Raw genomic sequence first — 24,852 nt, 5'->3', positions numbered from 1 at the left:
CGACCCTACCGGTGCCGGCCAGGCTCGCCGGCTGCGGCAGCGACCAGCGCGACCGCCACCCCGGCCAACCCTTCCCCGCGACCAGTCAACCCCAGCCCGTCCGTGGTGGTGCCGGAGACGGTGACCGGCGCACCCACCGCCGCGGTCAACACCTGCTGCGCCTCGGCCCGCCGCGGCCCGATCTTCGGCGACACCCCGATCACCTGGATGGAGACGTTGCCGATCTGGTAACCCGCCGCGCGCACCAGCCGCGCCGCCTCCGTAAGCAGCGAAATGCCGGACGCTCCCGCCCATTCGGGCCGGCCGGTGCCGAAGACCGCGCCCACATCACCCAGGCCGGCGGCGGAAAGCAGCGCGTCGCAGGCGGCGTGGGCGGCGACATCGCCGTCGGAGTGCCCGGCCAGCCCTGGGACGTCGGGCCAGTGCAGCCCAGCCACCCAGCAGGGCTGCTGCGGATCGAACTGGTGGACATCGGTGCCGACACCGACCTGCGGCAGCTGCATGCCCGGCAGCTTAGGCGTCCGGCACGGCAGCGGTCGCCACCAGGGCGGTCGCCACCGTCAGATCGTACGGGGTGGTGATTTTCATCGCGTACGCCGAACCGGGCACCGTATGCACCTCGATGCCGAGCTGGCTGACCAACCCGGCATCGTCGGTCGCGGCGTCTCCGACGGCCCCCGCGTGGGCCGCCTCCAGGGTGGCCCGCGCGAACCCCTGCGGGGTCTGCACCGCCCGGAGGGCCGACCGGTCCGGGTTTCCCGCCACCCGACCGGCGGCGGTGACCTCGACGACGGTGTCGACCACCGGCAGCACTGGAATCACGGCGCGGTGACCGTCGCGTACCGCGGCGGCGACCCGGGTCACCAGATCGGGCGGGGTCAGGGCCCGCGCCGCGTCATGCACCAGAATGATCTGCGGACCGGCCGGAACGGCGGCGAGCGCGGCGGCGACCGAGTGCTGCCGCTGCGCCCCGCCGGTGACCACCCGGAGCCGGTCAGGTTCCGGGGAGAGCGGACCCAGCAGCTCGGCGACGGCAGATTCGGCGCCGGCCGGGGCGGCGACCACGACCCAACCCACATCACCGGCGGCAAAGACGCGGCGGACCGCGTGGACAAGCAGTGGTTCGCCAGCGAGCGGGCGGAGCGCCTTCGGCCCGCCCGGCCCCAGCCGGACCCCGGCTCCGCCAGCGGGTATCAACACAGCAACGTCACCACGCCGCTCGGCGCGCAGCGTGGTCACGTCACCGCCAACTCGAAGGAGTGATCGACGTCATGGACGCCGCAGTCAGGACTCGGTAAGGACCTTGTCCAGCAGAATCTCCGCCTCATCCTTGCTGCTCTGCTCACAGAGGGCGACTTCACCCACGAGGATGTCCCGGGCCTTGGAGAGCATCCGCTTCTCACCCGCGGACAGCCCTCGCTCGCGCTCCCGACGCCAAAGGTCGCGGACGACCTCGGCGACCTTCATGGGATTACCGGAGGCGAGCTTCTCAAGGTTCGCCTTGTAGCGCCGCGACCAGTTGGTCGGCTCCTCAGTGTGCGGAGCCCGAAGCACATCGAAGACTTTCGTGAGGCCTTCCTCACCGACAACTTCGCGCACCCCGACGATCTCGGCGTTCTCCGCGGGGACCCGCACCGTCAAGTCACCTTGGGCGACCCGCAGGACGAGGTACTGTTTCTCCTCGCCCTTGACGACCCGGGTCTCGATTGCCTCGATGAGTGCGGCCCCGTGGTGGGGGTAGACAACGGTCTCGCCGACACTGAAAACCATAGGTTCGAAACCCCTTTCGCTGTGTCAAGGGTAACACGTCTCGATCCCCGCGCTCCACCCCGGGCGAGGCCATTCCCGCAGCTCAGCGGCTCGCGCCGGGAACCCGCCGCAACCGGATCCGCGGGGCACTGACCCGAAACCGTCGTAGGACGCCTTTTTCCCATTATATCGTCGGATGCCCATAAGATCGGCGGTTGCCGCACCACTCGACACCGATCCGGTTTCGGAGCGCACCGCAAGGATACGGATCTCTGGTACGGATAGCTGTGGCGCTCCGGCGACGGATGCGCGACAGTGGTGGGAGAGGCACATTCCGGGACACGGTGGATCGGGATTCGCGCCGAGGAGCTCGAGACGATGGCCACACACCAGGGCGGCAACGGCGGCGAGATGCCGCCTGAGGGCGACCGGCCGCGCGACCCGGACCTACCGGAGCTGCCGACCGGCTGGGGAGAGGTCCCCGACGACGCGTCTGAGTTGTCGGCCGAGGCCGAGCAGCTCCGCGCCGAACTCGCCGAGGAGCGGCTGACCGGCCGCCGGCGCCCGCCAGCCGAGCCAGCCGACGACCCGTCCGGCGACGACCCGGAGCCGCGCCAACCCTCGATCAGCACCCCGCTACTGATCATGTCGGTCGCGGTGGTGATCACGTTGATCAGCCTCTTCGCGATGGCCTGGTCGGGGGCGAGCACCCTGCCTGACGACCGCAACGGCGTCGGCACCCCGGCCGTCGACTCGGCCGCGCTCCCACCGCTGACGCTGCCGGACGCCACCGGCCGCCAGGTGATCCTGCAGGCACAGACCCCGATGGTGCTGATGCTGGTCGAAGAGTGCGACTGCCAGCAGTTGGTCTCCGCCACGGCGGCCGCCGCCCCGGCCGGGGTGCGGGTGGTGCTGGTGGGCCACTCGGCGCCGCCGGTCCCCACCGGGCTCGCCCCCGGCGATCCGCAGCCACTACGACTCGCCGATCCTTCCGGTGCCGCGCGGGCCGAGCTTTCGCTGCCGCCGCCCAGCGACGCGGCCACCGTCATCCTGGTCGACGCCTCGGGGCAGATCCGGGACACCGTGCCCGCGGCCACCTCGGTCGCCCAATACCAGGCCGAGCTGACCAACCTCGGCTCCTGACCCCGCCGATCATGAGCGTGTTGACCCGACACGCCGGGCGTGTCTGCCACCTAGCTCATGATCGGCGGGGTAAGCGGGTGGGTGGGCGGGCGGTGGTGGAGCACCGCCGCGTAGAGGGTCAGACCCGGCCCGAACGCCATCGCCACCACGGTGCGCCGGCCGAGCTTGCGCAGCCGTTCGAGAATCAGCAGCACCGTCGGTGACGAGCAGTTGCCGTGGTCGGCGAGCACCCCGCGGGAGTCGGCGAGCGCCTCACCCGGCAGGGCAAGTTCCCGTTCGACCACATCCAGGATGTGCGGACCGCCCGGATGCACCGCCCACCCGTCGACCTGGTCCAGCCCGATGCCGGCGCCCGCCAGCAGCTCGGTAACGAAGCCGCCCACGTGGCTGGCCAGCACCTCGGGCACCCGGGGTGAAAGCCCCATCCGAAACCCGAGATCGGTGACATCCCAGGTCATGTGGTCGGCGGTGGCCGGATCGGTCAGCGAGGCGACCCGTACCACCTCGTATCCGCCGCTGCCCGGGGTCACCACCACCGCCGCCGCCGCGTCGGAGAAGAGCGCGTGCGCGACGATCTGGCCGGTCTCCACCGTCGGCGCCTGCACATGCAGACTGGCCAGTTCGGTGCAGAGCAGCAACGCCGGCCGCTGGTGGACCGTGACCGCGTCCGCGACCGCCGAGAGCCCCGGCAGCGCCGCGTAGCACCCCATGTGGCCGACGAACAGCCGCCGACAGTCGGCCGCCAACCCCAGATCCCGGGCGAGCAGGATATCCAGCCCCGGAGTGGCGTACCCGGTGCACGAGCACACCGCCAGCAGCCCCAGCTCGCCCGCTGGCAGCCCGGCGTCGGCGAGCGCGGCCCCGGCCGCCTCTTTCGCCAGCGGCATCGCCTCTACCAGGTACCGCTCCATCCGCCGGGCAGTCGGCCACTGCGAGACGTCCTCCAGCAACGGGCTGACCGCGGCGTGCCGGGTGACCACCCCGGCGTTGGCGAAGATCCGTTGCGCCAGCGCGCGGGCCGGCCCCTGGTAGTGGGCGGCGAAGTAGCCCGACCAGATCTCGTCCTGCCGGATCGGCGGCGGCAATCCGCGGCCGGCCCCGGCGATCACCGCTACCATCTCGGCGCGGCCGCATCTGCGTCTGGGTCGCCGCCGAGCACCGCCACCCCCAGCCAGTCGGCGCAGACATCTGAGGTCGCAGGCTGCAGCGACCCGCAGCGGGCGTCCCGGAACAGCCGTTCCAGCGGATGGCCCCGGCGGCTGGCCGAGGTGCCGGCGGCCTCCAGCAGCGAGGCGGTCACCTCGCTCGCCGTCGTACCCGCGAGCAGCTTCGCCCGCCACACCCACCGGTTGGTCTCGGGATCACCCGGGGCTGCGTCGACCCGGCGCGCCGCCTCCCGGACCACCTGATGGGCGGCGGCGACCGCGGCATCGGCCCGCCCGAGCCGGGCCCGGACCGCCGGCAGCCGGCCCAACCCCCGCTCGGAGACGTGCGCCGCGGCGGCGGTCACAGCGGCCTGAGCTACTCCCACGTAGACCGCCGCGTAGCTGGCGACCAGCCAGTGCGGGGCCAGCTGGGCCACCGCCAGCGCCAGCCCCTCCACTCCGCCGAGCAGCGCGCTGGCCGGGACCGTGACCGCCAGGTGCAGATCATCGGAGCGGGTCGCGCGCATCCCTAGCGAGTCCCAGCTCCGTTCGACGGACAGCCCGGCCGCGTCGGCCGGCACCAGAAACTGCGACACGACCTGCTGATCATCCGCGTGTCGCGCCGCCACCAGGTAGCCGTCGGCGTAGCCGGCGCCGGATACGAAGGTCTTCGCGCCGGTGATCCGGAACCCACCGGGCACCGGTTCGTAGATCGTCGCCAGCTGCGACAGCCGGGAACCGGCGCCCCGTTCGCTCATCGCCACGGCGTAGAACGCACCGTCGGCGGCGGCGCGGAGCAGCGTGTCGCGGGCCGCCAGCGCCGCCGGTGGGATCCCCAACGCCTCGGCGAGCCCGTCGTCCACCGCCGCCATCGCCCCGGTCACCGAGGCGTGCATGTTGAAGACCAGGGCGGTCGCACCGTTGCCCTGTGCGAGTTCGTAGGCCACCGCTGCGTACTCGGCGAAACCGGCCCCGACACCCCCCAGCCGCGGCGGGACCAGCACCCCCAGCAGCCCGGCCTGCCGCAGGTCATCGAAGTCGGCGGTCGGGAAATCGCCGGCGTCGTCGTGCGCCGCCGCCCGCCCGGCGAACCGCGGCGCCAGCCGCGCCGCGGTCGCCACCAGATCAGTCACGTCTCTCCTTCAGGGGTCGGCCTGGACTCGTCCGGAGGGCGGTTGCGAACGCCCCACGCCTGGTAGAGCACCGCGGTGGAGCGGGTCGGCACGATCGGCACCTCACCCCGGCGGGTCAGCAGCCACCGCACCATCGCCCCGACCGCCGGTCGTACCCCGCGGACGGTGATCGGCACGTCATGCCGGGCGCACTCGGCGATCAGCCGGGCAGGCGGCACGAACAGGGCCGGGTCGTGGATGCCCGGGGGTGCGCCGCCCGGGATCCGTTCGCCCACGGTCACCGCGACCAGCCGGGCGATCCGGGTGGCGTTCAGCGTGTCGGCGACGAGCAGGCCGCCCGGGCGCAGAATCCGGCACGCCTCGCGGACCGCCCCCGGCAGGTCCGGGACGTGCTCCAGCAGCTCCCCCGCGCTCACCACGTCGGCGCAGCGGTCCGGCAGCGGCAGCGCGGTGGCGTCGCCCTGCACCACGGTCACGCCGTGCTCAGCCGCCTGACGCAGCGCCGAGCGGGTCAGGTCCACCCCGATGTGGCGGTAGCCCTTGCCGGCCAGGTGCGGGGCGAGTACACCGGCGCCACAGCCCACGTCCACCAGCACCGCACCCGCCCGGTCCGCCGGCGGCACCAGCGCGGCGCGGGCCCGGGCCAACCAGTGCAACATCGCGAACGCGCCGCCCGGCCGCCACCACTCCGCCGCCAGATCGTCGTACAACCGGACGTCGTTGCGAGGCCGTACGAGCGCGGGCATCTCCTGAGAATGGCATGAAATGGTGCGAACAGCCAGAGTGACGCAGCCGGAGCACGATCCGGAACAACAACGCCGGGGACGCGACAGCGGCCGCGGTCGCCCCACCGTGTTGACTTCGGGCGTGATTGTCGCGCTGGCACGGGCCACCCACCCAGAGCCGACGGCGGCGGTGACCGCGGTCGCGGGGCTACTCGCGTTCGCGGTCGGCCACCGCCCCGCCACCGCGGCACTGGTGGTCGCGACCGTCGCGGCGAGCCAACTCGCGGTCGGCTGGACCAACGACGCCCTCGACGCCGAGCGGGACGCGGCGGTCGGGCGCACCGACAAGCCGATCGTCGCCGGTCAGGTCCGCCGCCGTACGGTGGCGGTGGCGGCCGCCGGCGCAGGGGTCGCCACGGTGCTGTTGGCCCTGGCCACCGGCCCCGCGGCGGCGGTGGTGGCGGTGACCGGGCTGCTGTCGGCGCTGGCGTACGACTGGCCGTTGAAGGCCACGGTCTTCTCACCCTTGCCCTACGCGGTGTCGTTCGCGGCGCTGCCGGCCTTCGTGGTACTCGCGGCCTCGGCCACCCCACCCGGCTGGCTGCTGGCGGCCGGCGCCCTACTCGGCGCCGGCGCCCACTTCGCCAACGCCCTGCCTGACCTCGCCGACGACGCTGCCACCGGGGTGTACGGGGCACCGCACCGGCTTGGCGCTACCGGCAGCGGCATCGCGGCCAGCGGGCTGCTGCTCGCCGCCGCCGGTGTGCTCGGGTTCGGCCCGGCAGGGCCGCCGGCCTGGTGGGCGATGGCGGGGTTGGCCACCGCCGTGGCAGCGGTCTGCGCGGGCTGGTGGTCGGCGACCCGCGCCCGCCAGCGGGGCCACCGGCCGACCGGCTTGTTCCGGGCGTTCCTGGTGGTGGCCCTGGTAAATGTGCTGCTGCTGCTGTTGAACCAGCCGGGTTAGCCGCCGCCAGCGGTGATCGACGGCCACGCTACCCTTAGGCGGATCAGACGCTGGGCGGGAGGTTCGACGTGATGCGCAGGGTTGCCGGGACGCGCAGAGTGGCGGTGGCCGCGACGAGTGGTCTGCTTGGGTTGGCGCTGGTCGGCTGCGGTGCCACGCAGAACGCCGCGACCGCACAGGACCGCCCGTCGGTGCCCGGCGTCAACGTCAGCGACGAGGGTGTCTCGGCGCGCAACGTGATCATCGAGTTCGCCCCCGAGGGCTACGCCGTGGGCGAGAACGCACCGGTCCGGATGGCGCTGATCAACGAGACCATGGAGCCGGTTCAGCTGACCTCGGTCAGCTCGCCAGCGGCGCAGGAGGTGACGGTCCGAGACGCGGTCACGGTGACCCTGCCACGGCCCGACCCGGAGGATCCGGCGATCGCCGACCCGGCGCCGACCGACCCGGCGGCCGCCTCGCAGGAGGTCGCGCTGGGGCCGGAGGGCTTCATCGACGTGACCTTCGAGCTGACCGGCCTCACCGAGGAGTTGGGCCTGGCGGCGGTCGTCCCGCTCACCCTGACCTTCGACAACGGCGCCGAACTCTCGCTGATGGCGCCGGTCGCGCCGCCGTTGCAGCCCGAGGAGCGCGGCGAGCACCTCGATGTCGGGCACGGGCACTAAGCCAGCGCTCGGAGCCGGCCCTGGTCATTCATCGCCGCTAGACGTAGCGGTGCTAGACGTAGCGTTCGAGGATCGACGCCTCGGCGAGGCGGGAGAGGCCCTCCCGGACCCCCCTGGCGCGGGTCTCGCCGACACCACCCACCGCCTGCAGGTCCTCCACGGTGGCGCCCAACAGTCGTTGCAGGCTGCTGAAGTGGCGAACCAGCCGCTCGACCACCGAACCGGGTAGCCGGGGCACCTTCGCCAGCAGCCGGAAACCGCGCGGGCTGACCGAGGCGTCGAGCGCCTCTGCGGTAGCCGGGTAGCCCAGCGCCTTCGCCACCGACACCAGATCGATCAGGTCGGTGGCGGAGAGCAGGTCCAGATCCTGCAGCGCCTCCTGACTGGTCCGCTCCGGTTGATCCATCGGCAGGTAGTCGCGCACCACCAGGGTCCGGTCGGCGTCGACCCCGGCCATCAGCTCATCGAGCTGCAACGCCAGCAACCGGCCGTCGACCCCCAACTCGACCACGTACCCGGCGATCTCATCGGCGATCCGGCGCACCATCTCCAGCCGCTGCACGACGGTCGCCGCGTCCCGGAGGGTCACCAGATCCTCGATCTCCAGGGCGGAGAGGGTGCCGCTGACCTCGTCGAGCCGCACTTTGTAGCGTTCGAGGGTGGCGAGCGCCTGGTTGGCCCGGGACATGATCGCGGCGGAGTCGTCGAGCACATGCCGTTGGCCATTCAGGTAAAGCCCGATCAGATGCATGGACTGGCTCACCGAGATCACCGGGAAGCCGCTCTGCCGGGCGACCCGCTCGGCGGTGCGGTGCCGGGTGCCGGACTCGTTGGTGGGGATGTTCGGATCCGGCATAAGGTGCACACCGGCCTTGATGATCCGGGTTCCCTCGCTGGAGAGCACGATTCCGCCGTCCATCTTGCATAACTCGCGGAGACTGGTCGCCGAGAACTCGACGTCCAACGGGAAGCCGCCGGTGCACATCGACTCCACGACATCGTCGTAGCCGAGCACGATCAAGGCGCCGGTCCGGCCCCGCAGGATCCGTTCCAGGCCGTCCCGCAGCGCCGTACCCGGCGCCATCAACGCCAGGTTGGCGCGCAGCGGATCGCCGTCGACACCCGCGACGGCCATGATGGTCCCGGCCGTCCTGCCGGGGTCACGGTGGGTCGCCACCCGCTCAGTCTAGAGACCGTCGGCCGTACGGTGCTGGTGTGGGCCGGCCCGTGCCCGCTAAGGTCCATCCCGGCACTGGTCAGGCGGGCGGGGGGCGGCTCAGCGAGGCACGCGCACGCAGCACGCGGGCGGGGAAGGACGCCACGGCGATGGCCCAAGCTGCAGCGTTGACATGGCGCCGCCGGTTCCCGCGGCGGGCGCTCTGGCGGCTCGGCTGGTACCTGTTCGCCGCGGCCACGGTAGCTGCCGGGACCGTGCTGCTCTTCGGCGCAGAGCCGCGCCGGCTGCCCGACGGCGCACCCAACCCGTTGGCGCTCGCGCCACCGGTCGCCATCACGCTGCTCGCCGCCGGGCTGCTGCCACTCACCGCGGCGCTGCTGCGGCGGCCCCGGCTGCGGGCCGACCACTACGCGTTGCAGGTCCGCCCCGGCAGCCTCCGTACCCTGCTGCTGCCGTGGAGCGCGGTGGCCGAACTGGCCGCTACCGCCGGGCCCGGCGACGAACCGGTGCTGCTGGTCCGCCGCCTGCCCGGGGCCGCCGGCGATATCCCCCGATGGTGCGACCAGGCGGTGCTCCGCACCCTGAACGCTGGGGTACGCGGCAGATACCAGCTCGCGTTGCGGGTGGACGACTTCACCGGGGAACCCGACCAACGGCTTCGCGAACTCGCCGCCTGGGCGCCGCAGCGGATCCGGCTCACGGGCTTCCCCGGCTAACCGAGTCTGCTGGACCGAACGCGCTTGATCATCTGACATCGTGGCAGCTCGGGTGGTGTTGCCGGCGCCTTTGCTTTGCTTACGCATAGGACTCTGCTGGTTAGTTGAGGAAGGCCTGGAGCAGCGCAGAAGGCGGCTACCGGAGCCGCTGAACTGGTGTCCTGGCCGCGGCCCACTCATTGGATCTTCAGCTCGACACCCCAACCCGGCCGCCGCGCTGCTGCGAGACCACAGCATTTCCGACATGGTTGGGCAGGGAGGGATCTTGTACGCCGGAATATCCGACTTTTCCGTACGCAAGATCCCTCCCTGCCCAACCATGTCGGGGTTGGCAGGGGCGCCGCTCAATTCACCCGGTGGGTCGAGTGGCAACCCGGGCATTGTCCACACCGGACCCCACCTAGTCGCAGCAGAACGTCTCGCCAGGGCGCAGGCTTGTCTTAATTGACCAGCAGAGTCGCATACGCCTGCGCTGGCTGATCAACTACCCTACAGCTGTCCGGTCCGCCGCGTGTCGTACAGCTGTAGGGCATGGGATCTTCAGCTCGACGATCCGACCCGGCCACACGGCCGCGAGACGCCGGCGCTCGACCGGCGCAGGCGCCGCTTGGTCGGTTGAGTGGTGATCCACTAGGGCGATATACGGATCCAACCGGCGAACCAGGCACCACTCAACCCACCAAGCCGGCGAAAGGCGAGTTGATCAACGACCTAGGGTGGCGGATGGCAGCGGCGGGACGGAGTTAGCGGGCAGAGACGGTTGCGGCGGCCCGCATCGCGTCAGTCAGGTTCCCGACCTCTTGCACGTCCAGGCCGGGCGGGGGCGCGCTGCCGGGGCCGGCCCCGCCCACCGGGACCAGCGCGTGCCGGAAACCCAACCGGGCCGCTTCCGCCAGCCGGCGGGGCACCGCGCTCACCGGCCGCACCTCGCCGGTCAACCCGACCTCCCCGATCGCCACCAAATCCGCGGCGACCCCCAAATTCAGCGCGCCCGACGCGACCGCCAACGCGCACGCCAGGTCGGCGGCGGGCTCCACCACCCGGATGCCGCCGACGGTGGCGGCGAAGACCTCATGGTCGTGCAGTTTGATCTGCGGCCGGCACCGCTGCACCACCGCCAGCACCATCGCCAGGCGGGCCGGATCCAGCCCGCTCACGGTACGCCGCGGCGAACCCGGCACCGCCGCCCCGATCAACGCCTGCACCTCGGTGACGAGCGCCCGCCGCCCCTCCATCGCCACCGTCACACAGGTCCCCGGCACCGGCTCCGGATGCCGGTTCAGGAACAGTCCGGACGGGTCCGGCAAGCTGGTGATGCCGCCCTCGTGCATCTCGAAGCAGCCGACCTCGTCGGCCGCCCCGAACCGGTTCTTCAACCCCCGTACCATCCGCAGCGCGGCGTGCTTGTCCCCTTCGAAGTGGAGCACCACGTCGACCAGGTGCTCCAACACCCGCGGGCCGGCCACGTTGCCGTCCTTGGTGACGTGGCCGACCAGGATCACCGACACCCCGCGTTCCTTCGCCACCGCCACCAGCGCGGCGGTCACCGCCCGCACCTGGGTCACTCCGCCCGGCACCCCGTCCAGGTCGGGCGCGCCGACGGTCTGCACCGAGTCGAGCACCAGCAGGCCCGGTTTGATCAGATCCAGCTGCCCCAGCACCGCCGAGAGGTCGGTCTCGGCGGCGAGGTAGAGCCGCTCGTGCAGCGCGCCGATCCGCTCCGCGCGCAGCCGCACCTGACCTACCGACTCCTCCGCTGAGATCACCAGCGACGGGTCGGCCTCCGGCGAGGCCGCCCACTGCTGCGCCACCTCCAGCAACAGCGTCGACTTGCCCACCCCTGGTTCGCCGGCGAGCAGCACCACACTGCCGGGCACCACTCCGCCGCCGAGGACCCGGTCGAGCTCGCCGACCCCGGTGGGGCGGGCGCGGGCCGGGGTCACGCTATATGTCGCGATCGGCTGCGCCGGCTGCAGCGGGGTCCGCATCGCCAGCGGTCCGCCGGCACCCGGCATCGTGGGCGCCGGGGCTCGCTCCACCACCGAACCCCACTCACCGCACTCCGGACAGCGCCCCACCCACTTCGCCGGCTGGTGCCCGCAGACATCACACTGATACCCGGGGCGCCCCGGCCGGCTCTTCGACTTCGACTTCGCGGTGCTCACGCCGGCACGCTAACCGACCGGACCGACGCCCGGCGCAGGACTACCCGCTCACGGTGATCGTGACCGGCTCACTATGGGCGGTCCCGACCCGGGCGATCAGCTGATAGTCGCCCGGCGGCAGCGGATCGCCCGCGGCGGCCGCCCCGTCGCAGGCCTCGCTGCCGCGCCCCTGCCAGGCGATGAAGTGCTCGTTCTCGATCCCCGGGGCCAGCTCCTGGACGTTGCTACCGCGCAGATCCTGGCAGTCCCGGGACGACCACAGTGGCGGGCTGCCCGGGCCGGCGCGCAGAAACAGCTCCCGGCGACCATCGCCGATGTCACGTTGGCAGGCCCGATCGGAGCTGTTCTGGTATCTGATGGTAAACGTCGTCGCCTCGCCGGAACCGACCGTGGTCGGCTCCGCCTCGGCCACCACCAGCAGCTCGTCGTCGGTGCAGCCGGCCTCCCCCAGGTCGTCCTCGGCCAGGCCGGACGGCTCCGGGTCCGCGTCCGCGTCCTCAGTGGCTTCCGGGTCGGTCGGATCGCCGGTCGGGTCATCCGGCGCCGGCGAGCCGGGCGGCGATGGCTGGCCCGGCGGGGACGAGGTCGAAGTGGGCGTCGGAGCCGCGGTGTCGCCGTCCTGTGAGGCCGACGCCGCCATACAGGCCTGCGCCACTAGAAAGAGGACCAACAAAATGGCCCCGAGCACGAGCGCCCGCCGCCGCCAGTAGACGGCGGGAGGGAGGGGACCAACCGTCAGTCGCATGGCCCTTCACGGTATCGAGATCTCCGAGCAGTGCGGCCACGACGCGCCGCCGAGGACGTACCTTACCGGTGAGCTTCCGCTCGCTGGTCGGCCCGGGGCGCCCTACAGATACACCTTGCGCGGGTGAACGGCGTGCGCACCGGCCACCCGGTCCAGGAACAACAGTCCATTACAGTGGTCGATCTCGTGCTGCAACGCCCGCGCCTCGAACGCGTCGCTCACGACGCTCACCTGCTCACCCGTGCCGGGCAGCTGCCCAGTCACGGTCACCCGGGTGGCCCGTTTTACGTCGCCGGTCAGCTCGGGCACCGACATGCAGCCCTCCCGGCCGGGCCGCCACCGGCTCGCCGCCGCCACCTCGGCGTTACAGAGCGCGAACGGGCCCTGGCAGTTAGCCGCTTTGGGGTGGCCGGTGACATCCACCACAAACACCCGCAGCCCGAGTCCTACCTGCGGCGCCGCCAGCCCCACACAGCCGGGGGAAGAGCGCATCGTCACCAACAGGTCGGCCACCAACTGCACGATCTCGGTGCTGGCCGGATCGACCGCCTTGCCCGGCTGGCTGAGCACTGCGTCCGGCGCCGCCACCACCGGCCGCAGCGCGCCGATGACTCCGGCGGTCGCGGCGCGGGTCTGCTCCGCCAGGCTCACGCCGGCCACCTCATAAGATGTCCATCTCACCGGGGCGGATCGTCACCTCGACGCCGAGCTCGGCGGCGATGGCGGAGAGTTCGTCAGTGACCGATTCGACCGCCGCGGCGGGTAGGTCGACCTCGGCGACCAGCACATAGAGCGGACCCACGAGCCGGGTCGAGAGGTCGGTGATGTTGCCGCCGGCCCGCGCCAGCGCCTGGGTGACCGAGGAGACGATCCCCAACCGGTCGGCCCCGTGCAAGCTCACCAGATACGGCGTACCCGGCTGCGGCGTCTCGGCCTCGGGCAGCACCTCCCGCACCGTCGCCAGCAGCGTCCCGTCGGCGCACATCGGCAACAGCGCCGCCTCGACGGTCTCCGCCGGCACCTCACCGGTGCAGATCAGGGTCATGGCGAAGTGACCCCGCAGTCGGGTCATCGTCGAGTCGGTCAGGTTGACCCCCAGCTCAGCGAGGGTTCCCGCGACATCGGCGACGATACCGGGCCGGTCGTGCCCGAGCACTGTGATCGCGAGCTCATTCATCGCAAGCAAGTCTTTCATGCGCCCAGCCGCGATGATCAGCGCTACGCCTGTTTGGGCCGGCCCGTTTCGTCGTCCCCCCCGACTCGTACGATGCGGGCGTGGTGGATCTGGCGGAGGCGGCCGTTGCCTGGTACGCGCGGCACGCGCGGGACCTGCCCTGGCGGGCTCCCGGCATCGGTGGCTGGCCGGTCCTGGTCTCCGAGGTGATGTTGCAACAGACACCGGTGGCCCGGGTGCTGCCGGTGTGGCGGCAGTGGCTCGACCGGTGGCCGGAGCCGGCGGCGTTGGCCGCCGACGAACCCGGCGAGGCGATCCGGATGTGGGGGCGGCTGGGCTATCCGCGACGCGCGCTGCGGCTACACGGGTGCGCGACCGCCCTGGTGGCCCGGCACGGCGGCCAGGTCCCCGACGACCTGGCGGAGCTGCTCGACCTGCCCGGCGTGGGCGCCTACACCGCGCGGGCGGTGGCGGCCTTCGCCTACCGGCAACGCCACCCGGTGGTGGACACCAATGTCCGGCGGCTAGTGGCGCGGGTGGTCGCCGGGCGACCCGACGGTGGCCAGACCACCACCGGGGCGGACCTGGCCGCCACCGAGGCCCTGCTGCCCGCGGAGCCGGCCGACGCCGCGGCGGCGAGCGCGGCCTTCATGGAGCTGGGGGCCCTGCTCTGCACCGCCCGCAGCCCGCAGTGTGGGGCGTGTCCGCTCGGCTCCCGCTGCGCCTGGCGGGCCGGCGGCGAACCGTTGCCGACGGCCCCGAGCCGCCGCCCGCAGCGCTACGCCGGCACCGACCGGCAGGTACGCGGGGAGCTGCTGGCGGTGCTGCGGGAGGCGCCGGGGCCGGTGCCGCGGGCGGAGCTGGATGTGGTCTGGCCGGACGCCAGCCAACGCGAACGGGCGCTCGCCACGCTGCTCGACGACGGGCTGGTGGAGCGGCATCCGGACAACCGGTACGGTCTCGCCGGCTCGGCGACGACGAAACCGCCGCCCGACCCGGCTGGGTCGGGCGGCGGCCCTCGTCGCTGACGGTTGGTTACTTTCGCAACCGTTGGTTACTCGGTCTCGGCGGTGATCAGCTGCGGCACATCCGGCAGCGGCCGCTCGGTCCCCGCGAAGACCAGCTTGGTGGTCTCGATGTCGCTCGGGTCACCCTCGCACTCCACCTTGATCACCTGGCCGGGACGGACCTCGTTGAAGAGGATCTTCTCCGAGAGCGCGTCCTCCACCTCACGCTGGATGGTCCGACGCAGCGGCCGCGCCCCCATCACCGGATCCCAGCCCTTCTTGGCCAGGAAGCGCTTGGCGTCGTCGGTCAGCTCCAAGCCCATGTCCTTGTTGCGCAGCTGAGTCTCGATCCGAGACACCATCATGTCGACGATGCGGAGGATCTGATCCTCGGTGAGCTGGTGGAAGACGATGGTGTCGTCGATCCGGTTGAGGAACTCCGGCCGGAACGACTGCTTGAGCTCATCGTTGACCTTCTGCTTCATCCGCTCGTAGTTGCTGTCGGAATCCTCCTGCGCCTGGAAGCCCATCGAGACCGCCTTGGCCACGTCCCGGGTACCCAGGTTGGTGGTCAGGATGATCACGGTGTTCTTGAAGTCGACGATCCGGCCCTGCCCATCGGTGAGCCGCCCGTCTTCCAGGATCTGCAGCAACGTGTTGAACACGTCCGGGTGCGCCTTCTCGATCTCGTCGAAGAGGACGACCGAGAACGGCCGCCGCCGCACCTTCTCGGTGAGCTGGCCACCCTCGTCGTACCCGACATACCCGGGCGGTGCGCCGACCAGCCGGGAGACCGTGTAGCGGTCGTGGAACTCGGACATGTCCAGCTGGATCAGCGCCTCTTCGGAGCCGAAGAGGAACTCCGCCAGCGCCTTCGAGAGCTCGGTCTTCCCGACCCCGGACGGGCCGGCGAAGATGAACGAGCCGGAGGGGCGCTTCGGGTCCTTCAGGCCGGCCCGGGTCCGGCGGATCGCTTGGGCGACCGCCTTCACCGCGTCGTCCTGACCGGCGATCCGCTTGTGTAGCTCTTCCTCCATGTGCAGCAGCCGGGAGGTCTCCTCCTCGGTGAGCTTGTAGACCGGGATGCCGGTCCAGTGCGCCAGCACCTCAGCGATCTGCTCGTCGTCGACCTCGGTCACGACGTCCAGGTCACCGGCCCTCCACTCCTTCTCCCGCTGCGCCCGCTGGGCGATCAGCTGCTTCTCGGTGTCGCGCAACTGCGCGGCCCGCTCGAAGTCCTGGGAGTCGATCGCCGTCTCCTTGTCACGGCGCGCCGTGGCGATCCGGTCGTCGAACTCCCGCAGGTCCGGCGGCGCGGTCATCCGGCGGATCCGCATCCGGGCGCCAGCCTCGTCGATCAGGTCGATCGCCTTGTCTGGCAGGTAGCGGTCGGAGATGTACCGGTCGGCGAGGCTCGCGGCCGACACCAACGCGGCGTCGGTGATCGACACCCGGTGGTGGGCCTCGTAGCGGTCCCGCAGCCCCTTCAGGATCTCGATGGTGTGGGCCAGCGACGGCTCACCCACCTGGATCGGCTGGAACCGCCGCTCCAGTGCGGCGTCCTTCTCCAGATACTTGCGGTACTCGTCAAGGGTGGTCGCGCCGATCGTCTGCAGTTCGCCGCGGGCCAGCATCGGCTTAAGGATCGAGGCAGCGTCGATCGCGCCCTCGGCGGCACCGGCCCCGACCAGCGTGTGGATCTCATCGATGAAGAGGATGATGTCGCCGCGGGTGCGGATCTCCTTGAGCACCTTCTTCAGGCGCTCCTCGAAGTCACCGCGGTACCGGGAGCCGGCCACCAGGGCGCCGAGATCCAGCGTGTAGAGGTGCTTGTCTTTCAGGGTCTCCGGCACTTCGCCCTTGACGATGCGCTGGCTCAGCCCCTCCACCACGGCGGTCTTGCCGACGCCGGGCTCGCCGATCAGCACCGGGTTGTTTTTCGTCCGGCGGGACAGCACCTGCATGACCCGCTCGATCTCGCTCTCGCGGCCGATCACCGGGTCGAGCTTGCCTTCCCGGGCGGCCTGGGTCAGGTTGCGGCCGAACTGGTCCAGCACCAACGACGTCGACGGCGCCGCCTCGCTGCCGCTGCCGGCACCGGCCGCCGCGGGCTCCTTGCCCTGGTAGCCGGAGAGCAGCTGGATCACCTGCTGGCGGACCCGGTTCAGGTCGGCGCCGAGCTTGACCAGCACCTGGGCGGCCACGCCCTCGCCTTCCCGGATCAGGCCGAGCAGGATGTGCTCGGTGCCGATGTAGTTGTGCCCCAGCTGCAACGCTTCACGCAGCGACAGCTCCAGGACCTTTTTGGCGCGGGGGGTGAACGGAATGTGCCCGCTGGGAGCCTGCTGCCCCTGGCCGATGATCTCCTCGACCTGCTGGCGCACGCCTTCCAACGAGATGCCGAGGCTCTCCAGAGCCTTCGCCGCGACGCCCTCGCCCTCGTGGATGAGGCCGAGCAGGATGTGCTCGGTGCCGATGTAGTTGTGGTTGAGCATCCGGGCCTCTTCTTGGGCCAGGACGACAACCCGTCGGGCTCGGTCGGTGAACCGCTCGAACATTCCCTCGTGCTCCTCACGTGCAGGGCTCTTGCGCACAACTCTATCGCTGAACTGCGGGGTGTCAGTCCGCCATCGCCGTGACGAACGCGTCACGACAACACCCTAAAGTGCCATATATCCGGACAAATCACCCAGCTAGCGGCGGCGCTACGCGTAGAGCGAAACTCTGAACCGGGCCAGCCGGAGCATCATCGCCGGTGCCGACGGCGCCTCCGAGGAGCGCGGCCCGGCGGCACCGGCGAATGGGGGCGTCTCGCCAACGACGATCAGCGGCCGGCGCTCGCGTGGTACTCGGCGACGATCTCTTCCGGAATCCGGCCACGATCTGAGATCTTCCGGTTTTTGCTCTTGGCCCACTCGCGAATGGCCTTGTTCTGCGCCCGATCGGTGGTCGCCGGCACCCCACCGCGCCGCCGCGGCGGCGCGGTCGCCGTGGCGACCCGGACCCTGGTCCCCGCCTTTACGTACGGACCCAGCGCATCCCGCAGCTTCGCTGCGTTCTTCGACGACAGATCGATCTCGTAGAGGACACCATCGAGGCCGAACTTGACCGTCTCGTCAGCCTCCCCCTTGTCCAGGTCGTCGATAAGTTTTGTAATGGTCTGCTTCGCCACTGGCCGATGTCCTTCCTGCCCCCATGGGCACATCGTGTTCCCGAAACGATACCCCGGCCCCACCATTATGCCTACCACCTGCTCGCCGCAAAAATCAACGAGCGGAACGGTCGAGCGCTACTCGGGCCGAACCAAGGGGAACAGGATTGTCTCGCGAATACCCAGGCCGGTCAGCGCCATCATCAGCCGGTCGATTCCTATTCCCATACCTCCCAGCGGCGGCATTCCGTACTCCATCGCACGCAGGAAGTCCTCGTCGAGGTGCATCGCCTCCTCGTCGCCGCGGGCGGCCTGCCGGGCCTGCGCCAGCAGCCGTTCCCGCTGCACCACCGGATCGACCAGCTCGGAGTAGGCGGTGGCGAGCTCGAAACCCCGAACGTACAGGTCCCACTTTTCGGTGAGTCCCGGCTGTTCGCGATGCGCCCGGGTCAGCGGCGAGGTCTCCTCGGGATAGTCGCGGACGAAGGTGGGAGCGATCAGCTCCGGTGCCACCAACCGCTCGAAGAGCTCCTCGGCCAACTTGCCCGGGCCCCACTTCGCGTCGACCGCCAGGCCCACCTTCTCGGCGAACTCGACCAGCCGGGCCATCGAAGTCGCGACCGTGACCTCCTCCCCCAACGCATCACTGAGGGAACCGAAGAGCGTGACCTCCCGCCATTGCCCACCCAGGTCGAACTCGCTGCCGTCGGCGAGCGTGACCACATCGGAGTTAGTCAATGCGAAGGCGGCCGCCTGCACCAACTCCCGGGTAAGCACCGCCATCGTGTCATAGTCTGCGTACGCCTGGTACAGCTCGAGCATCGTGTACTCGGGCGAATGCGTGGAGTCCATCCCCTCGTTACGGAAGACCTGACCGATTTCGAAGACCCGGTCGATCCCGCCGACCACGCTCCGCTTAAGGAACAACTCGGTGGCGATTCGCAGATACAGATCGACATCCTGCGCATTGCTATGCGTAACGAACGGGCGGGCGGCGGCGCCACCGTGCAGCAGTTGCAGGACCGGCGTCTCCACCTCGATGTAGTCCCGCTGATGCAGAAACTCCCGAATCGCCCGCACCACCGCCGGACGCGCCCGGGCGGTCTCCCGGGCCGCGGGACGCATAATCATGTCGACGTACCGCTGCCGGACCCGGCTCTCCTCGGACATCGGACGATGCGCCACCGGCAGCGGCCGCAGCGCCTTCGCGGTCATGGTCCAGTCGTCGGCGAAGACCGACAGCTCCCCCCGCCGGCTCGTGATCACCTCGCCCCGGATGCCCACCAGGTCGCCGATGTCGACCAGCTGCTTCCACTCCTCCAACGCCCGCTCGCCCACATTCGCCAGCGAGAGCATGGCCTGCAGCTCCGTGCCGTCCCCGTCGCGCAACGTCGCGAAGCACAGCTTGCCGGTATTCCGGATGAAGATCACCCGACCGGTGACACCGACCTGCTCGCCGGTGCGGTGATCCGGCGGCAGCTCCGGAAACCGGGCCCGGATCTCGGCGAGGGTGGCGGTCCGCGAGAACGTGACCGGGTAGGGTTCCCGGCCGACCTCAGCGAGGCGTGCGCGCTTCTCCCGGCGTACCCGCAGCTGCTCGGGCAGATCGGTGCCCTCGGGATCAGCCTGGTCGGTCGGCTCCGTCGAGCCGGTCGGCGACGTCGCTTGACTCACGGTGTGGTTCCTCTCGAACGTTACGGGCGTAGATGAGTTGCAGACCGAGCAGGGTGAGGGTGGGCTCGTGGTGGGTGACGGTGGTGCACTCGCTCAGCACCACCGGGGCCAGGCCACCGGTCGCGACCACCGCGGTGAGCCCGCCCAGCTCGGTCGCGATCGCTTGCACGATAGCGTCGACCTGGCCGGCGAACCCGTACACCACACCCGCTTGCAGACATTCGACGGTGTTCTTCCCCACCACCCGGGGCGGTTTCACCAGCTCCACTTTGCGCAGCTGGGCCGCCCGGGACGCGAGCGCCTCCACCGAGATCTCGATCCCCGGTGCGATCACCCCGCCCAGGAACTCACCCCGGGCCGAGACCACGTCGAAGTTGGTGGAGGTGCCGAAGTCCACCACCACCGCCGGCCCGCCGTAGAGGGTGTACGCCGCCAGCGTGTTGACCACCCGGTCGGCGCCCACCTCCTTGGGGTTGTCGATCGCCAACGGCACCCCGGTACGGGTGCCGGGCTCCACCACCACCGCCGGGATGCCCCGGTAGTAGCGCCCGAGCATCGACCGCAGCGACCGCAGCAGCGCGGGCACCGTGGAGCACGCCGCCACCCCGGTGATCTCCACACCGTCGCTGGCGAGCAGCCCTCGGAACATCAGGCCGAGCTCGTCGGCGGTGGCGTGGGCGTCGGTCTTCACCCGCCAGGAGTGCACCACCTTGCCCTCGTCGAAGGTGGCGAGCACCATATTCGTATTACCGACGTCGATACATAGCAGCATTACTGGCCTCGCACGTCCATCGCGATGTCGAGTACGGGCGACGAATGGGTCAACGCCCCCACCGAAAGGTAATCCACCCCGGTGTCGGCGTACTCCCGCGCCTGCGGCAGGGTCAGCCCGCCGGTGGCCTCCAGCTCGGCCTGGTCGCCGACCGCCGCCACCAGCTCGCGCAGCTGCTCCGGAGTCAGGTTGTCGCAGAGCAGGAACCGGGCGCCGGCCGACACCGCCTCCTGCGCCTGGGCGACGGTCGTGACCTCGACCTGCAACGGCACATTCGGGTAGGTGGCGTGGACCCGGCCCACCGCCGGAGCCACCCCACCCGCGGCGAGGATGTGGTTGTCTTTGATCAGCGCGACGTCGTAGAGCCCCATCCGTTTGTTGGCGCCCCCACCGACCCGGACCGCGTACTTCTCCAACGCTCGCAGCCCCGGAGTGGTCTTGCGGGTGTCGATCACCTGCGCCTTGCTGCCGGCGATCGCGTCGGCCCACGCCCGGGTGTGGGTGGCCACGCCGGAGAGTCGGCACAGCAGATTCAGCGCGGTCCGCTCCGCGGTGAGCAACCCTCGGGTGGGGCCGGTCACCTCGGCGACCCGGTCCCCGCGACCTACCCGGACCCCGTCGACCACCTGCGGGGACAGTCGCGCGCCAGCCTCGACCAGCTCGAAGGCGGCGGCGGCGACCGCGATCCCGGCGACCACCCCGTCGGCGCGGGCGACCAGGTCCGCGGTGTCCACCTGCTCCTTCGGCACGGTGGCGAAGCTCGTGACGTCCACTCCGTCCGGTCCGAGGTCCTCCGCCAGCGCGGTCTCGATCACCCGGCTAACCACGGTCGGATCCAACCCGCCCCGCACCAACGCGTCCACCGTGGTGGCGGTGATCCCCATCATGTCCGCTCCTCCCATGTCTGCGAGATCGTCCCGCCCGGCGCGAGCACCCCGGCGAGGTGACCACGCCAGGCCGGGTCCGGATCGGGCCGATCGGCCCGCCAGTGGCACCCGCGGCTCTCCTGCCGGGTGTAGGCCGCGGCGATCAACGCGCTCGCGACCGTTACCAGGTTGGTCAGCTCCCATCCGTCGGTGCCGCGGACCTGCCCGAGGTCCGACTCGCTGGCCAGCGCCCGCAGCTCGGCCGCGGCGCTGGCCAGCGAGTCGGCACTGCGTAGAACGCCGGCGCCGGCGTTCATCGCCGCCTGCAGCCGGCTCCGTTCCGCCGCCATCCGGGCGGGGGCGGGCAGTGGGTCCGGGACCGACGGGCCAGCGGGCGGCCGGTCCGGCGCCTGCTCAGCGGGCGGCGTGGCCGGCGGCTGCTCGCCGGGCGACCGGGCCAGGATGTCGGTCGCGATCCGGCGGGCGAACACCAACCCTTCCAACAGCGAGTTCGAGGCGAGCCGGTTCGCACCGTGGACGCCGGTGCACGCCACCTCCCCACACGCGTACAGCCCGGGGACGGAGCTGCGACCGTGCAGATCGGTCTGGATGCCGCCGCTGGCGTAGTGCGCCGCCGGCGCGACCGGGACCAGCTCCCGCCCCGGGTCGATCCCGGCGGCGGCACAGGCCGCGACGATCGTCGGAAACCGGCGGGCCAGGAACTCGCCGCCCAGGTGACGGGCGTCGAGGAAGACATGGTCGGCGCCGGCCGCCTGCATCGACCGCCAACTCGCCTTCGCCACCACGTCCCGCGGGGCCAACTCGGCCAACTCGTGCTGGCCGAGCAGGAACCGCTTGCCGTCCTGGTCGAGCAGGTAGGCACCCTCGCCGCGGAGCGCCTCGGAGACCAGCGGCCGGGCCCCCGGCGCGACCCCCGGCACGTACAGCGCGGTCGGGTGAAACTGGATGAACTCCAGATCGGTGACGGCGGCGCCGGCCCGTAGCGCCAACGCCACCCCGTCGCCGGTGGAGACGGCCGGGTTGGTGGTGGCGGCGAAGATCTGACCGACCCCGCCGGTGGCCAGGACCACGGCCCGGGCGTGGACCGCCCCCACCCCGTCCTCGCTCCCCTCACCCAGCACGTGCAAGGTGAGGCCACACACCTCACCGGCGCTGGTGGTCAACAGGTCGACCACCAGCGCGTGTTCGATCAGCCGGATCCACGGATCGGCCCGGACCACCGCCTCCAGCGCCCGCTGCACCTCCGCGCCGGTGGCGTCGCCGCCGGCGTGGACCACCCGGTCGGCCCGGTGCCCGCCTTCCCGGGTCAGCATCAGCGCCCCGTCCGGATGCCGGTCGAAGTCCGCGCCGAACCGGATCAGCTCCCGCAGCCGGGCCGGGCCCTCGGTGACGAGCGCCTCGACCGCGGCCGGGTCGCACAGGCCGGCGCCGGCGGTGAGCGTGTCGGTGGCGTGGTCGCGCGGGCTGTCGCGCGGATCCAGCACCGCGGCGATGCCGCCCTGCGCCCAGCGGGTCGATCCGTCGGCCACGTTGACCTTGGTCACCACGGTCACATGCAGCCCCGCCTCCCGGAGGTAGAGGGCGGTGGTGAGACCGGCGATGCCGGAGCCGACGACGGCGACATCGGTGGGCTCGACCCAGCCGGGGGCGGGGGCGCGCAGCCGGTGGGGCAGCGCCGGCAGGGGTGGCGGGTCCGGGAGCGGCGGCTCGGGCATCTCGTCAGTCAACCCCAACCCGGACGGTCGGGCCGCTCCGGGTGCCGCCGAGTCTGCGGCGTCACTCCGTCTGGACCGGCAGCGCGTCCTCACCGGCCCCGGCCAGCGACTCGGTCAACTCCTCCTCGGGCAGCCACAGATAGCAACGGAATCCACGGTCCCCGCCCTGCCAGTCCGACTCGCTCATCCAGTCGGCCACCGTGCCGGTGCGGAACACCAGGTCATCGTCGACCGGGACGTCGACGTAGCCCGCCACCTGCTCGCGGCAGCCCTCATAAACCTGATCTTCGGCGCTGTCGTCGCTCGGGTCGGGGTAGTCGCCGCCGTCGGCCCGGTAGACCCCGACGAACTCGGCGTCATGGGGTTCGTCGCAGCTGACTGGATCCATCGCGGCTACCGCGCCGTCGTCAACCTCGACCTGGTAGCAGCCGAGCCGTAGCTCGGGGTCGGCGTCGTCGCCGCCGAGCGAGCCCGCGAGCGAACCGGTCCGCTCCACCGGCTCCCCGTAGACGGACGAGACCTCCATCACATCGCAGCGGAACCACCGGGCGCCGCCCTCCCAGGCGGCCTCCGCTGGCAACGCCACTCCCAGCCAGAGCCGGCCGTGCCGGTGGTCCGCACCGAGGAACTCGGCGGCGTGCTCCTCGCACACGCTGAACGCGGTCCGGTGCGCGGTGCTGTCGGCATCCGGCGGCGCGGCCAGTCCGGCCTCGCCCTCGTCGAAGGCGTCGTCGTCAAATGCGTCGTCGTCGAAGCTGCCGACGTGAACCGTCTGCACCAGGTGCGGCTCGTCGCACTCCACCGGCTCGTACTCGGTGAGCGGGGCGACCGGCTGGTACGGCCGGGCGTGGCACTCCTCGCTGCCGGGCGCGAAGGCGATCGGCTCGCCGAGCGCGCCCCAGTCGTTGGTCAGGTCGCCGTCCACGCCGGCGGGTAGGTCGTCGCCGCAGGCGGCGAGCAGGAACAGGACCGCGCCGCCGGCGGCGGCGAGCCATCTTCGGGCGAGTTTGTCCATGACGTCAGCTCCCTGGGGGTCCGGGGGTCATGGTCTGCGAGCATAGGAGGTACCTCGCACGGAACTGACGTTATTTGCCGTGATTCGGGGGAAATTGCCCCGATAAGGAGTGAGTCAGGTCACGCTCCGCAACCGGACTAACGCACCGTAAGGCCGATCGCTTCACGACCGGGCTAGCGCACCGGTAGCGCCGAATCGCCACCGTCGGCCAGCGAATCCTCCAGCTCCTCACCGTTCAGCCACAGGTAGCACCGGAACTTCCGGTCGCCGTTGTCCCAGTCTTCTTCTTCCATCCAGTCGGCGATCGTGCCGGTCCGGAACTGCAGATCACCATCGACCGGCACGTCGACGTACTCCGCCACCTGTTCGCGACACCCCCGGTGCACCTGCTCCGCCGAGTCGCCCTCCCGACCGTCCAGGTACGGCACGTCCGGCGCTTCCCAGACCCCGACGAACTCGGCATGGTGTGGTTCATCACAGGGCACTGGATCCATCGACTCGATCGACTGGTCATCGTCGCCGAGGCCGACCTCGAAGCACCCCAGCCGCAGCTCCGAATCCCCGCTCAAGGCTCCCGCCAGGCTGCCGGAGCGGGTTCGGTCCCGGTCTTCCAGGGAAGCCACCTCGCACCGGAACCACCGGGCGCCGCCGGCCCACGCCTCCTCGGTGGGCACAGTGACGCCCAACCACAGCCGGGCGTACCGGAAGTCGGCGCCGAGATAATCCGCCGCGCCGTCATCACACGACCGGTACGCCGAACGCCAATCCGACGACCCGGCCGAGGGCGGGTTGGTCCGCTCCCCGGCGGAGTCGGTGAACTCTCCGACATACACCGTCTCGGTAAGGTGCGGATCCGCGCAGTCGACCGGCTGATAATCCGCGAGCGACCCGCGCTCGTCGTACTCCGCGTCGTGGCAGACCGCCGCATCGGGCACGAAACCGACCGGTTCGGCCAGCTCCGACCAACTACTGGTAAGATCACCGTCGATGCCGTCCGGCAGCGAGCAGCCCGTAAGGAGCAGCCCCATCACGCCGGTGCCCACCACCGCCGCCGCTGTCTTCCGCCCGCGCACGTGTCCTCCCCGGCCTCAAGCGCCCCATCCGTCTCGTGGCGGAGCATACGCGACCCC

23 protein-coding genes and 1 pseudogene are annotated in these 24,852 nt (G+C 71.2%); 5 read left to right on the top strand and 19 right to left on the bottom strand.

Annotation, left to right across the window (positions count from 1 at the left end; translation table 11 throughout):
- Positions 1 to 5: 5 nt before the first annotated feature.
- Genes ispF through JQS43_RS01410 form a run of 3 tightly spaced genes read right to left on the bottom strand, consistent with a single transcriptional unit; the run spans position 6 to position 1,770 of the window.
- Positions 6 to 503 (bottom strand): 2-C-methyl-D-erythritol 2,4-cyclodiphosphate synthase, encoded by a 498-nt coding sequence (ispF, locus tag JQS43_RS01420; RefSeq protein WP_239677235.1) that lies wholly within the window; start codon positions 501 to 503, stop codon positions 6 to 8.
- Positions 504 to 513: 10 nt separating this feature from the next.
- The gene (ispD, locus tag JQS43_RS01415) at positions 514 to 1,239 is read right to left on the bottom strand and encodes a 2-C-methyl-D-erythritol 4-phosphate cytidylyltransferase (RefSeq protein ID WP_239677234.1); all 726 of its coding nucleotides are present in this window, start codon (positions 1,237 to 1,239) and stop codon (positions 514 to 516) included.
- Positions 1,240 to 1,284: 45 nt separating this feature from the next.
- Entirely contained in the window at positions 1,285 to 1,770 is a 486-nt protein-coding gene (locus tag JQS43_RS01410) for a CarD family transcriptional regulator (protein ID WP_239677233.1), read from the bottom strand.
- A 357-nt stretch (positions 1,771 to 2,127) separates the two neighbouring features.
- Here JQS43_RS01410 and JQS43_RS01405 point away from each other — a divergent pair, with 357 nt between their 5' ends.
- Positions 2,128 to 2,892: a hypothetical protein gene (locus tag JQS43_RS01405; protein WP_239677232.1), complete on the top strand. Its 765-nt coding sequence runs from the start codon at positions 2,128 to 2,130 to the stop codon at positions 2,890 to 2,892.
- A gap of 50 nt (positions 2,893 to 2,942) precedes the next feature.
- On the opposite strand, the gene JQS43_RS01400 is transcribed toward JQS43_RS01405, so the two are convergent.
- Genes JQS43_RS01400 through JQS43_RS01390 form a run of 3 tightly spaced genes read right to left on the bottom strand, consistent with a single transcriptional unit; the run spans position 2,943 to position 5,916 of the window.
- Entirely contained in the window at positions 2,943 to 4,010 is a 1,068-nt protein-coding gene (locus JQS43_RS01400) for a type III polyketide synthase (protein ID WP_239677231.1), read from the bottom strand.
- Positions 4,004 to 5,170 carry an acyl-CoA dehydrogenase family protein gene (locus tag JQS43_RS01395; RefSeq protein ID WP_420847638.1) on the bottom strand — a complete coding sequence of 389 codons (1,167 nt, stop codon included), beginning with the start codon at positions 5,168 to 5,170 and terminating at the stop codon, positions 4,004 to 4,006. Before JQS43_RS01395 ends, JQS43_RS01400 begins: the two co-directional genes overlap by 7 nt.
- The gene (locus JQS43_RS01390; protein WP_239677230.1) at positions 5,167 to 5,916 is read right to left on the bottom strand and encodes a methyltransferase domain-containing protein; all 750 of its coding nucleotides are present in this window, start codon (positions 5,914 to 5,916) and stop codon (positions 5,167 to 5,169) included. Before JQS43_RS01390 ends, JQS43_RS01395 begins: the two co-directional genes overlap by 4 nt.
- A 19-nt stretch (positions 5,917 to 5,935) precedes the next feature.
- On the opposite strand from JQS43_RS01390, the gene JQS43_RS01385 reads away from it, so the two are divergent.
- Both JQS43_RS01385 and JQS43_RS01380 read left to right on the top strand, forming a co-directional pair.
- The gene (locus JQS43_RS01385; protein ID WP_420847637.1) at positions 5,936 to 6,859 is read left to right on the top strand and encodes a UbiA family prenyltransferase; all 924 of its coding nucleotides are present in this window, start codon (positions 5,936 to 5,938) and stop codon (positions 6,857 to 6,859) included.
- A gap of 104 nt (positions 6,860 to 6,963) precedes the next feature.
- Entirely contained in the window at positions 6,964 to 7,524 is a 561-nt protein-coding gene (locus tag JQS43_RS01380; RefSeq protein ID WP_239677229.1) for a copper chaperone PCu(A)C, read from the top strand.
- Between the two features lie 52 nt (positions 7,525 to 7,576).
- Here the strand turns inward: JQS43_RS01380 and disA are convergent, their stop codons facing one another.
- Positions 7,577 to 8,659, bottom strand: coding sequence for a DNA integrity scanning diadenylate cyclase DisA (disA, locus tag JQS43_RS01375; RefSeq protein ID WP_239679271.1), 1,083 nt, complete (start codon positions 8,657 to 8,659; stop codon positions 7,577 to 7,579).
- A 191-nt stretch (positions 8,660 to 8,850) separates the two neighbouring features.
- On the opposite strand from disA, the gene JQS43_RS01370 reads away from it, so the two are divergent.
- Complete coding sequence (locus tag JQS43_RS01370; RefSeq protein WP_239677228.1) at positions 8,851 to 9,417, top strand: hypothetical protein; 567 nt, start codon at positions 8,851 to 8,853, stop codon at positions 9,415 to 9,417.
- A 743-nt stretch (positions 9,418 to 10,160) separates the two neighbouring features.
- Here the strand turns inward: JQS43_RS01370 and radA are convergent.
- The 4 genes from radA to JQS43_RS01350 all read right to left on the bottom strand — a co-directional run bounded on the left by radA (position 10,161) and on the right by JQS43_RS01350 (position 13,504).
- Positions 10,161 to 11,582 (bottom strand): DNA repair protein RadA, encoded by a 1,422-nt coding sequence (radA, locus tag JQS43_RS01365; protein ID WP_239677227.1) that lies wholly within the window; start codon positions 11,580 to 11,582, stop codon positions 10,161 to 10,163.
- A gap of 40 nt (positions 11,583 to 11,622) precedes the next feature.
- Positions 11,623 to 12,327: a hypothetical protein gene (locus JQS43_RS01360; RefSeq protein ID WP_239677226.1), complete on the bottom strand. Its 705-nt coding sequence runs from the start codon at positions 12,325 to 12,327 to the stop codon at positions 11,623 to 11,625.
- Between the two features lie 102 nt (positions 12,328 to 12,429).
- Positions 12,430 to 12,987, bottom strand: coding sequence for a peptide deformylase (locus tag JQS43_RS01355; RefSeq protein WP_239679270.1), 558 nt, complete (start codon positions 12,985 to 12,987; stop codon positions 12,430 to 12,432).
- Position 12,988: 1 nt separating this feature from the next.
- Positions 12,989 to 13,504 (bottom strand): glycine cleavage system transcriptional repressor, encoded by a 516-nt coding sequence (locus tag JQS43_RS01350; protein ID WP_239679269.1) that lies wholly within the window; start codon positions 13,502 to 13,504, stop codon positions 12,989 to 12,991.
- A 98-nt stretch (positions 13,505 to 13,602) separates the two neighbouring features.
- Here JQS43_RS01350 and JQS43_RS01345 point away from each other — a divergent pair, with 98 nt between their 5' ends.
- The gene (locus JQS43_RS01345) at positions 13,603 to 14,529 is read left to right on the top strand and encodes an HhH-GPD family protein (RefSeq protein WP_239677225.1); all 927 of its coding nucleotides are present in this window, start codon (positions 13,603 to 13,605) and stop codon (positions 14,527 to 14,529) included.
- Between the two features lie 26 nt (positions 14,530 to 14,555).
- Here the strand turns inward: JQS43_RS01345 and JQS43_RS01340 are convergent, their stop codons facing one another.
- The 8 genes and pseudogenes from JQS43_RS01340 to JQS43_RS01305 form a co-directional block, all read right to left on the bottom strand.
- Positions 14,556 to 17,066: an ATP-dependent Clp protease ATP-binding subunit gene (locus JQS43_RS01340; protein WP_239677224.1), complete on the bottom strand. Its 2,511-nt coding sequence runs from the start codon at positions 17,064 to 17,066 to the stop codon at positions 14,556 to 14,558.
- Positions 17,067 to 17,332: 266 nt separating this feature from the next.
- The gene (locus JQS43_RS01335) at positions 17,333 to 17,680 is read right to left on the bottom strand and encodes a histone-like nucleoid-structuring protein Lsr2 (RefSeq protein WP_239677223.1); all 348 of its coding nucleotides are present in this window, start codon (positions 17,678 to 17,680) and stop codon (positions 17,333 to 17,335) included.
- Positions 17,681 to 17,797: 117 nt separating this feature from the next.
- Positions 17,798 to 19,333, bottom strand: coding sequence for a lysine--tRNA ligase (gene lysS, locus JQS43_RS01330; protein ID WP_420847636.1), 1,536 nt, complete (start codon positions 19,331 to 19,333; stop codon positions 17,798 to 17,800).
- Between the two features lie 16 nt (positions 19,334 to 19,349).
- Positions 19,350 to 20,105 (bottom strand): annotated as a pseudogene (locus JQS43_RS01325) (type III pantothenate kinase); the annotation flags it as partial.
- Entirely contained in the window at positions 20,105 to 20,989 is an 885-nt protein-coding gene (gene nadC / locus JQS43_RS01320) for a carboxylating nicotinate-nucleotide diphosphorylase (protein WP_239679267.1), read from the bottom strand. The pseudogene JQS43_RS01325 and the gene nadC, both read right to left, overlap by 1 nt.
- A complete protein-coding gene (locus tag JQS43_RS01315) occupies positions 20,989 to 22,707 on the bottom strand; it encodes an L-aspartate oxidase (RefSeq protein ID WP_239677221.1) in 1,719 nt (572 codons plus the stop codon). Before JQS43_RS01315 ends, nadC begins: the two co-directional genes overlap by 1 nt.
- A 61-nt stretch (positions 22,708 to 22,768) precedes the next feature.
- Positions 22,769 to 23,722 carry a septum formation family protein gene (locus JQS43_RS01310; protein WP_239677220.1) on the bottom strand — a complete coding sequence of 318 codons (954 nt, stop codon included), beginning with the start codon at positions 23,720 to 23,722 and terminating at the stop codon, positions 22,769 to 22,771.
- 173 nt (positions 23,723 to 23,895) lie between these two features.
- Complete coding sequence (locus JQS43_RS01305; protein ID WP_239677219.1) at positions 23,896 to 24,795, bottom strand: septum formation family protein; 900 nt, start codon at positions 24,793 to 24,795, stop codon at positions 23,896 to 23,898.
- Between the last annotated feature and the right edge of the window lie 57 nt (positions 24,796 to 24,852).

This window comes from Natronosporangium hydrolyticum (assembly GCF_016925615.1).
GTDB lineage: Bacteria > Actinomycetota > Actinomycetes > Mycobacteriales > Micromonosporaceae > Natronosporangium > Natronosporangium hydrolyticum.
This window is presented reverse-complemented; position numbering and strand designations above follow the sequence as displayed.

What these genes read in the sequence shown, in the direction of transcription:
- JQS43_RS01350 (WP_239679269.1), bottom strand. Translation starts at nt 13,504, where the DNA reads ATGAATGAGCTCGCGATCACAGTGCTCGGGCACGACCGGCCCGGTATC.
- ispF (WP_239677235.1), bottom strand. Translation starts at nt 503, where the DNA reads ATGCAGCTGCCGCAGGTCGGTGTCGGCACCGATGTCCACCAGTTCGAT.
- JQS43_RS01410 (WP_239677233.1), bottom strand. Translation starts at nt 1,770, where the DNA reads ATGGTTTTCAGTGTCGGCGAGACCGTTGTCTACCCCCACCACGGGGCC.
- JQS43_RS01340 (WP_239677224.1), bottom strand. Translation starts at nt 17,066, where the DNA reads ATGTTCGAGCGGTTCACCGACCGAGCCCGACGGGTTGTCGTCCTGGCC.
- JQS43_RS01310 (WP_239677220.1), bottom strand. Translation starts at nt 23,722, where the DNA reads ATGGACAAACTCGCCCGAAGATGGCTCGCCGCCGCCGGCGGCGCGGTC.
- JQS43_RS01390 (WP_239677230.1), bottom strand. Translation starts at nt 5,916, where the DNA reads ATGCCCGCGCTCGTACGGCCTCGCAACGACGTCCGGTTGTACGACGAT.
- JQS43_RS01385 (WP_420847637.1), top strand. Translation starts at nt 5,936, where the DNA reads ATGGTGCGAACAGCCAGAGTGACGCAGCCGGAGCACGATCCGGAACAA.
- nadC (WP_239679267.1), bottom strand. Translation starts at nt 20,989, where the DNA reads ATGGGGATCACCGCCACCACGGTGGACGCGTTGGTGCGGGGCGGGTTG.
- JQS43_RS01360 (WP_239677226.1), bottom strand. Translation starts at nt 12,327, where the DNA reads ATGCGACTGACGGTTGGTCCCCTCCCTCCCGCCGTCTACTGGCGGCGG.
- JQS43_RS01400 (WP_239677231.1), bottom strand. Translation starts at nt 4,010, where the DNA reads ATGGTAGCGGTGATCGCCGGGGCCGGCCGCGGATTGCCGCCGCCGATC.
- JQS43_RS01370 (WP_239677228.1), top strand. Translation starts at nt 8,851, where the DNA reads ATGGCCCAAGCTGCAGCGTTGACATGGCGCCGCCGGTTCCCGCGGCGG.
- JQS43_RS01315 (WP_239677221.1), bottom strand. Translation starts at nt 22,707, where the DNA reads ATGCCCGAGCCGCCGCTCCCGGACCCGCCACCCCTGCCGGCGCTGCCC.
- JQS43_RS01405 (WP_239677232.1), top strand. Translation starts at nt 2,128, where the DNA reads ATGGCCACACACCAGGGCGGCAACGGCGGCGAGATGCCGCCTGAGGGC.
- disA (WP_239679271.1), bottom strand. Translation starts at nt 8,659, where the DNA reads ATGGCCGTCGCGGGTGTCGACGGCGATCCGCTGCGCGCCAACCTGGCG.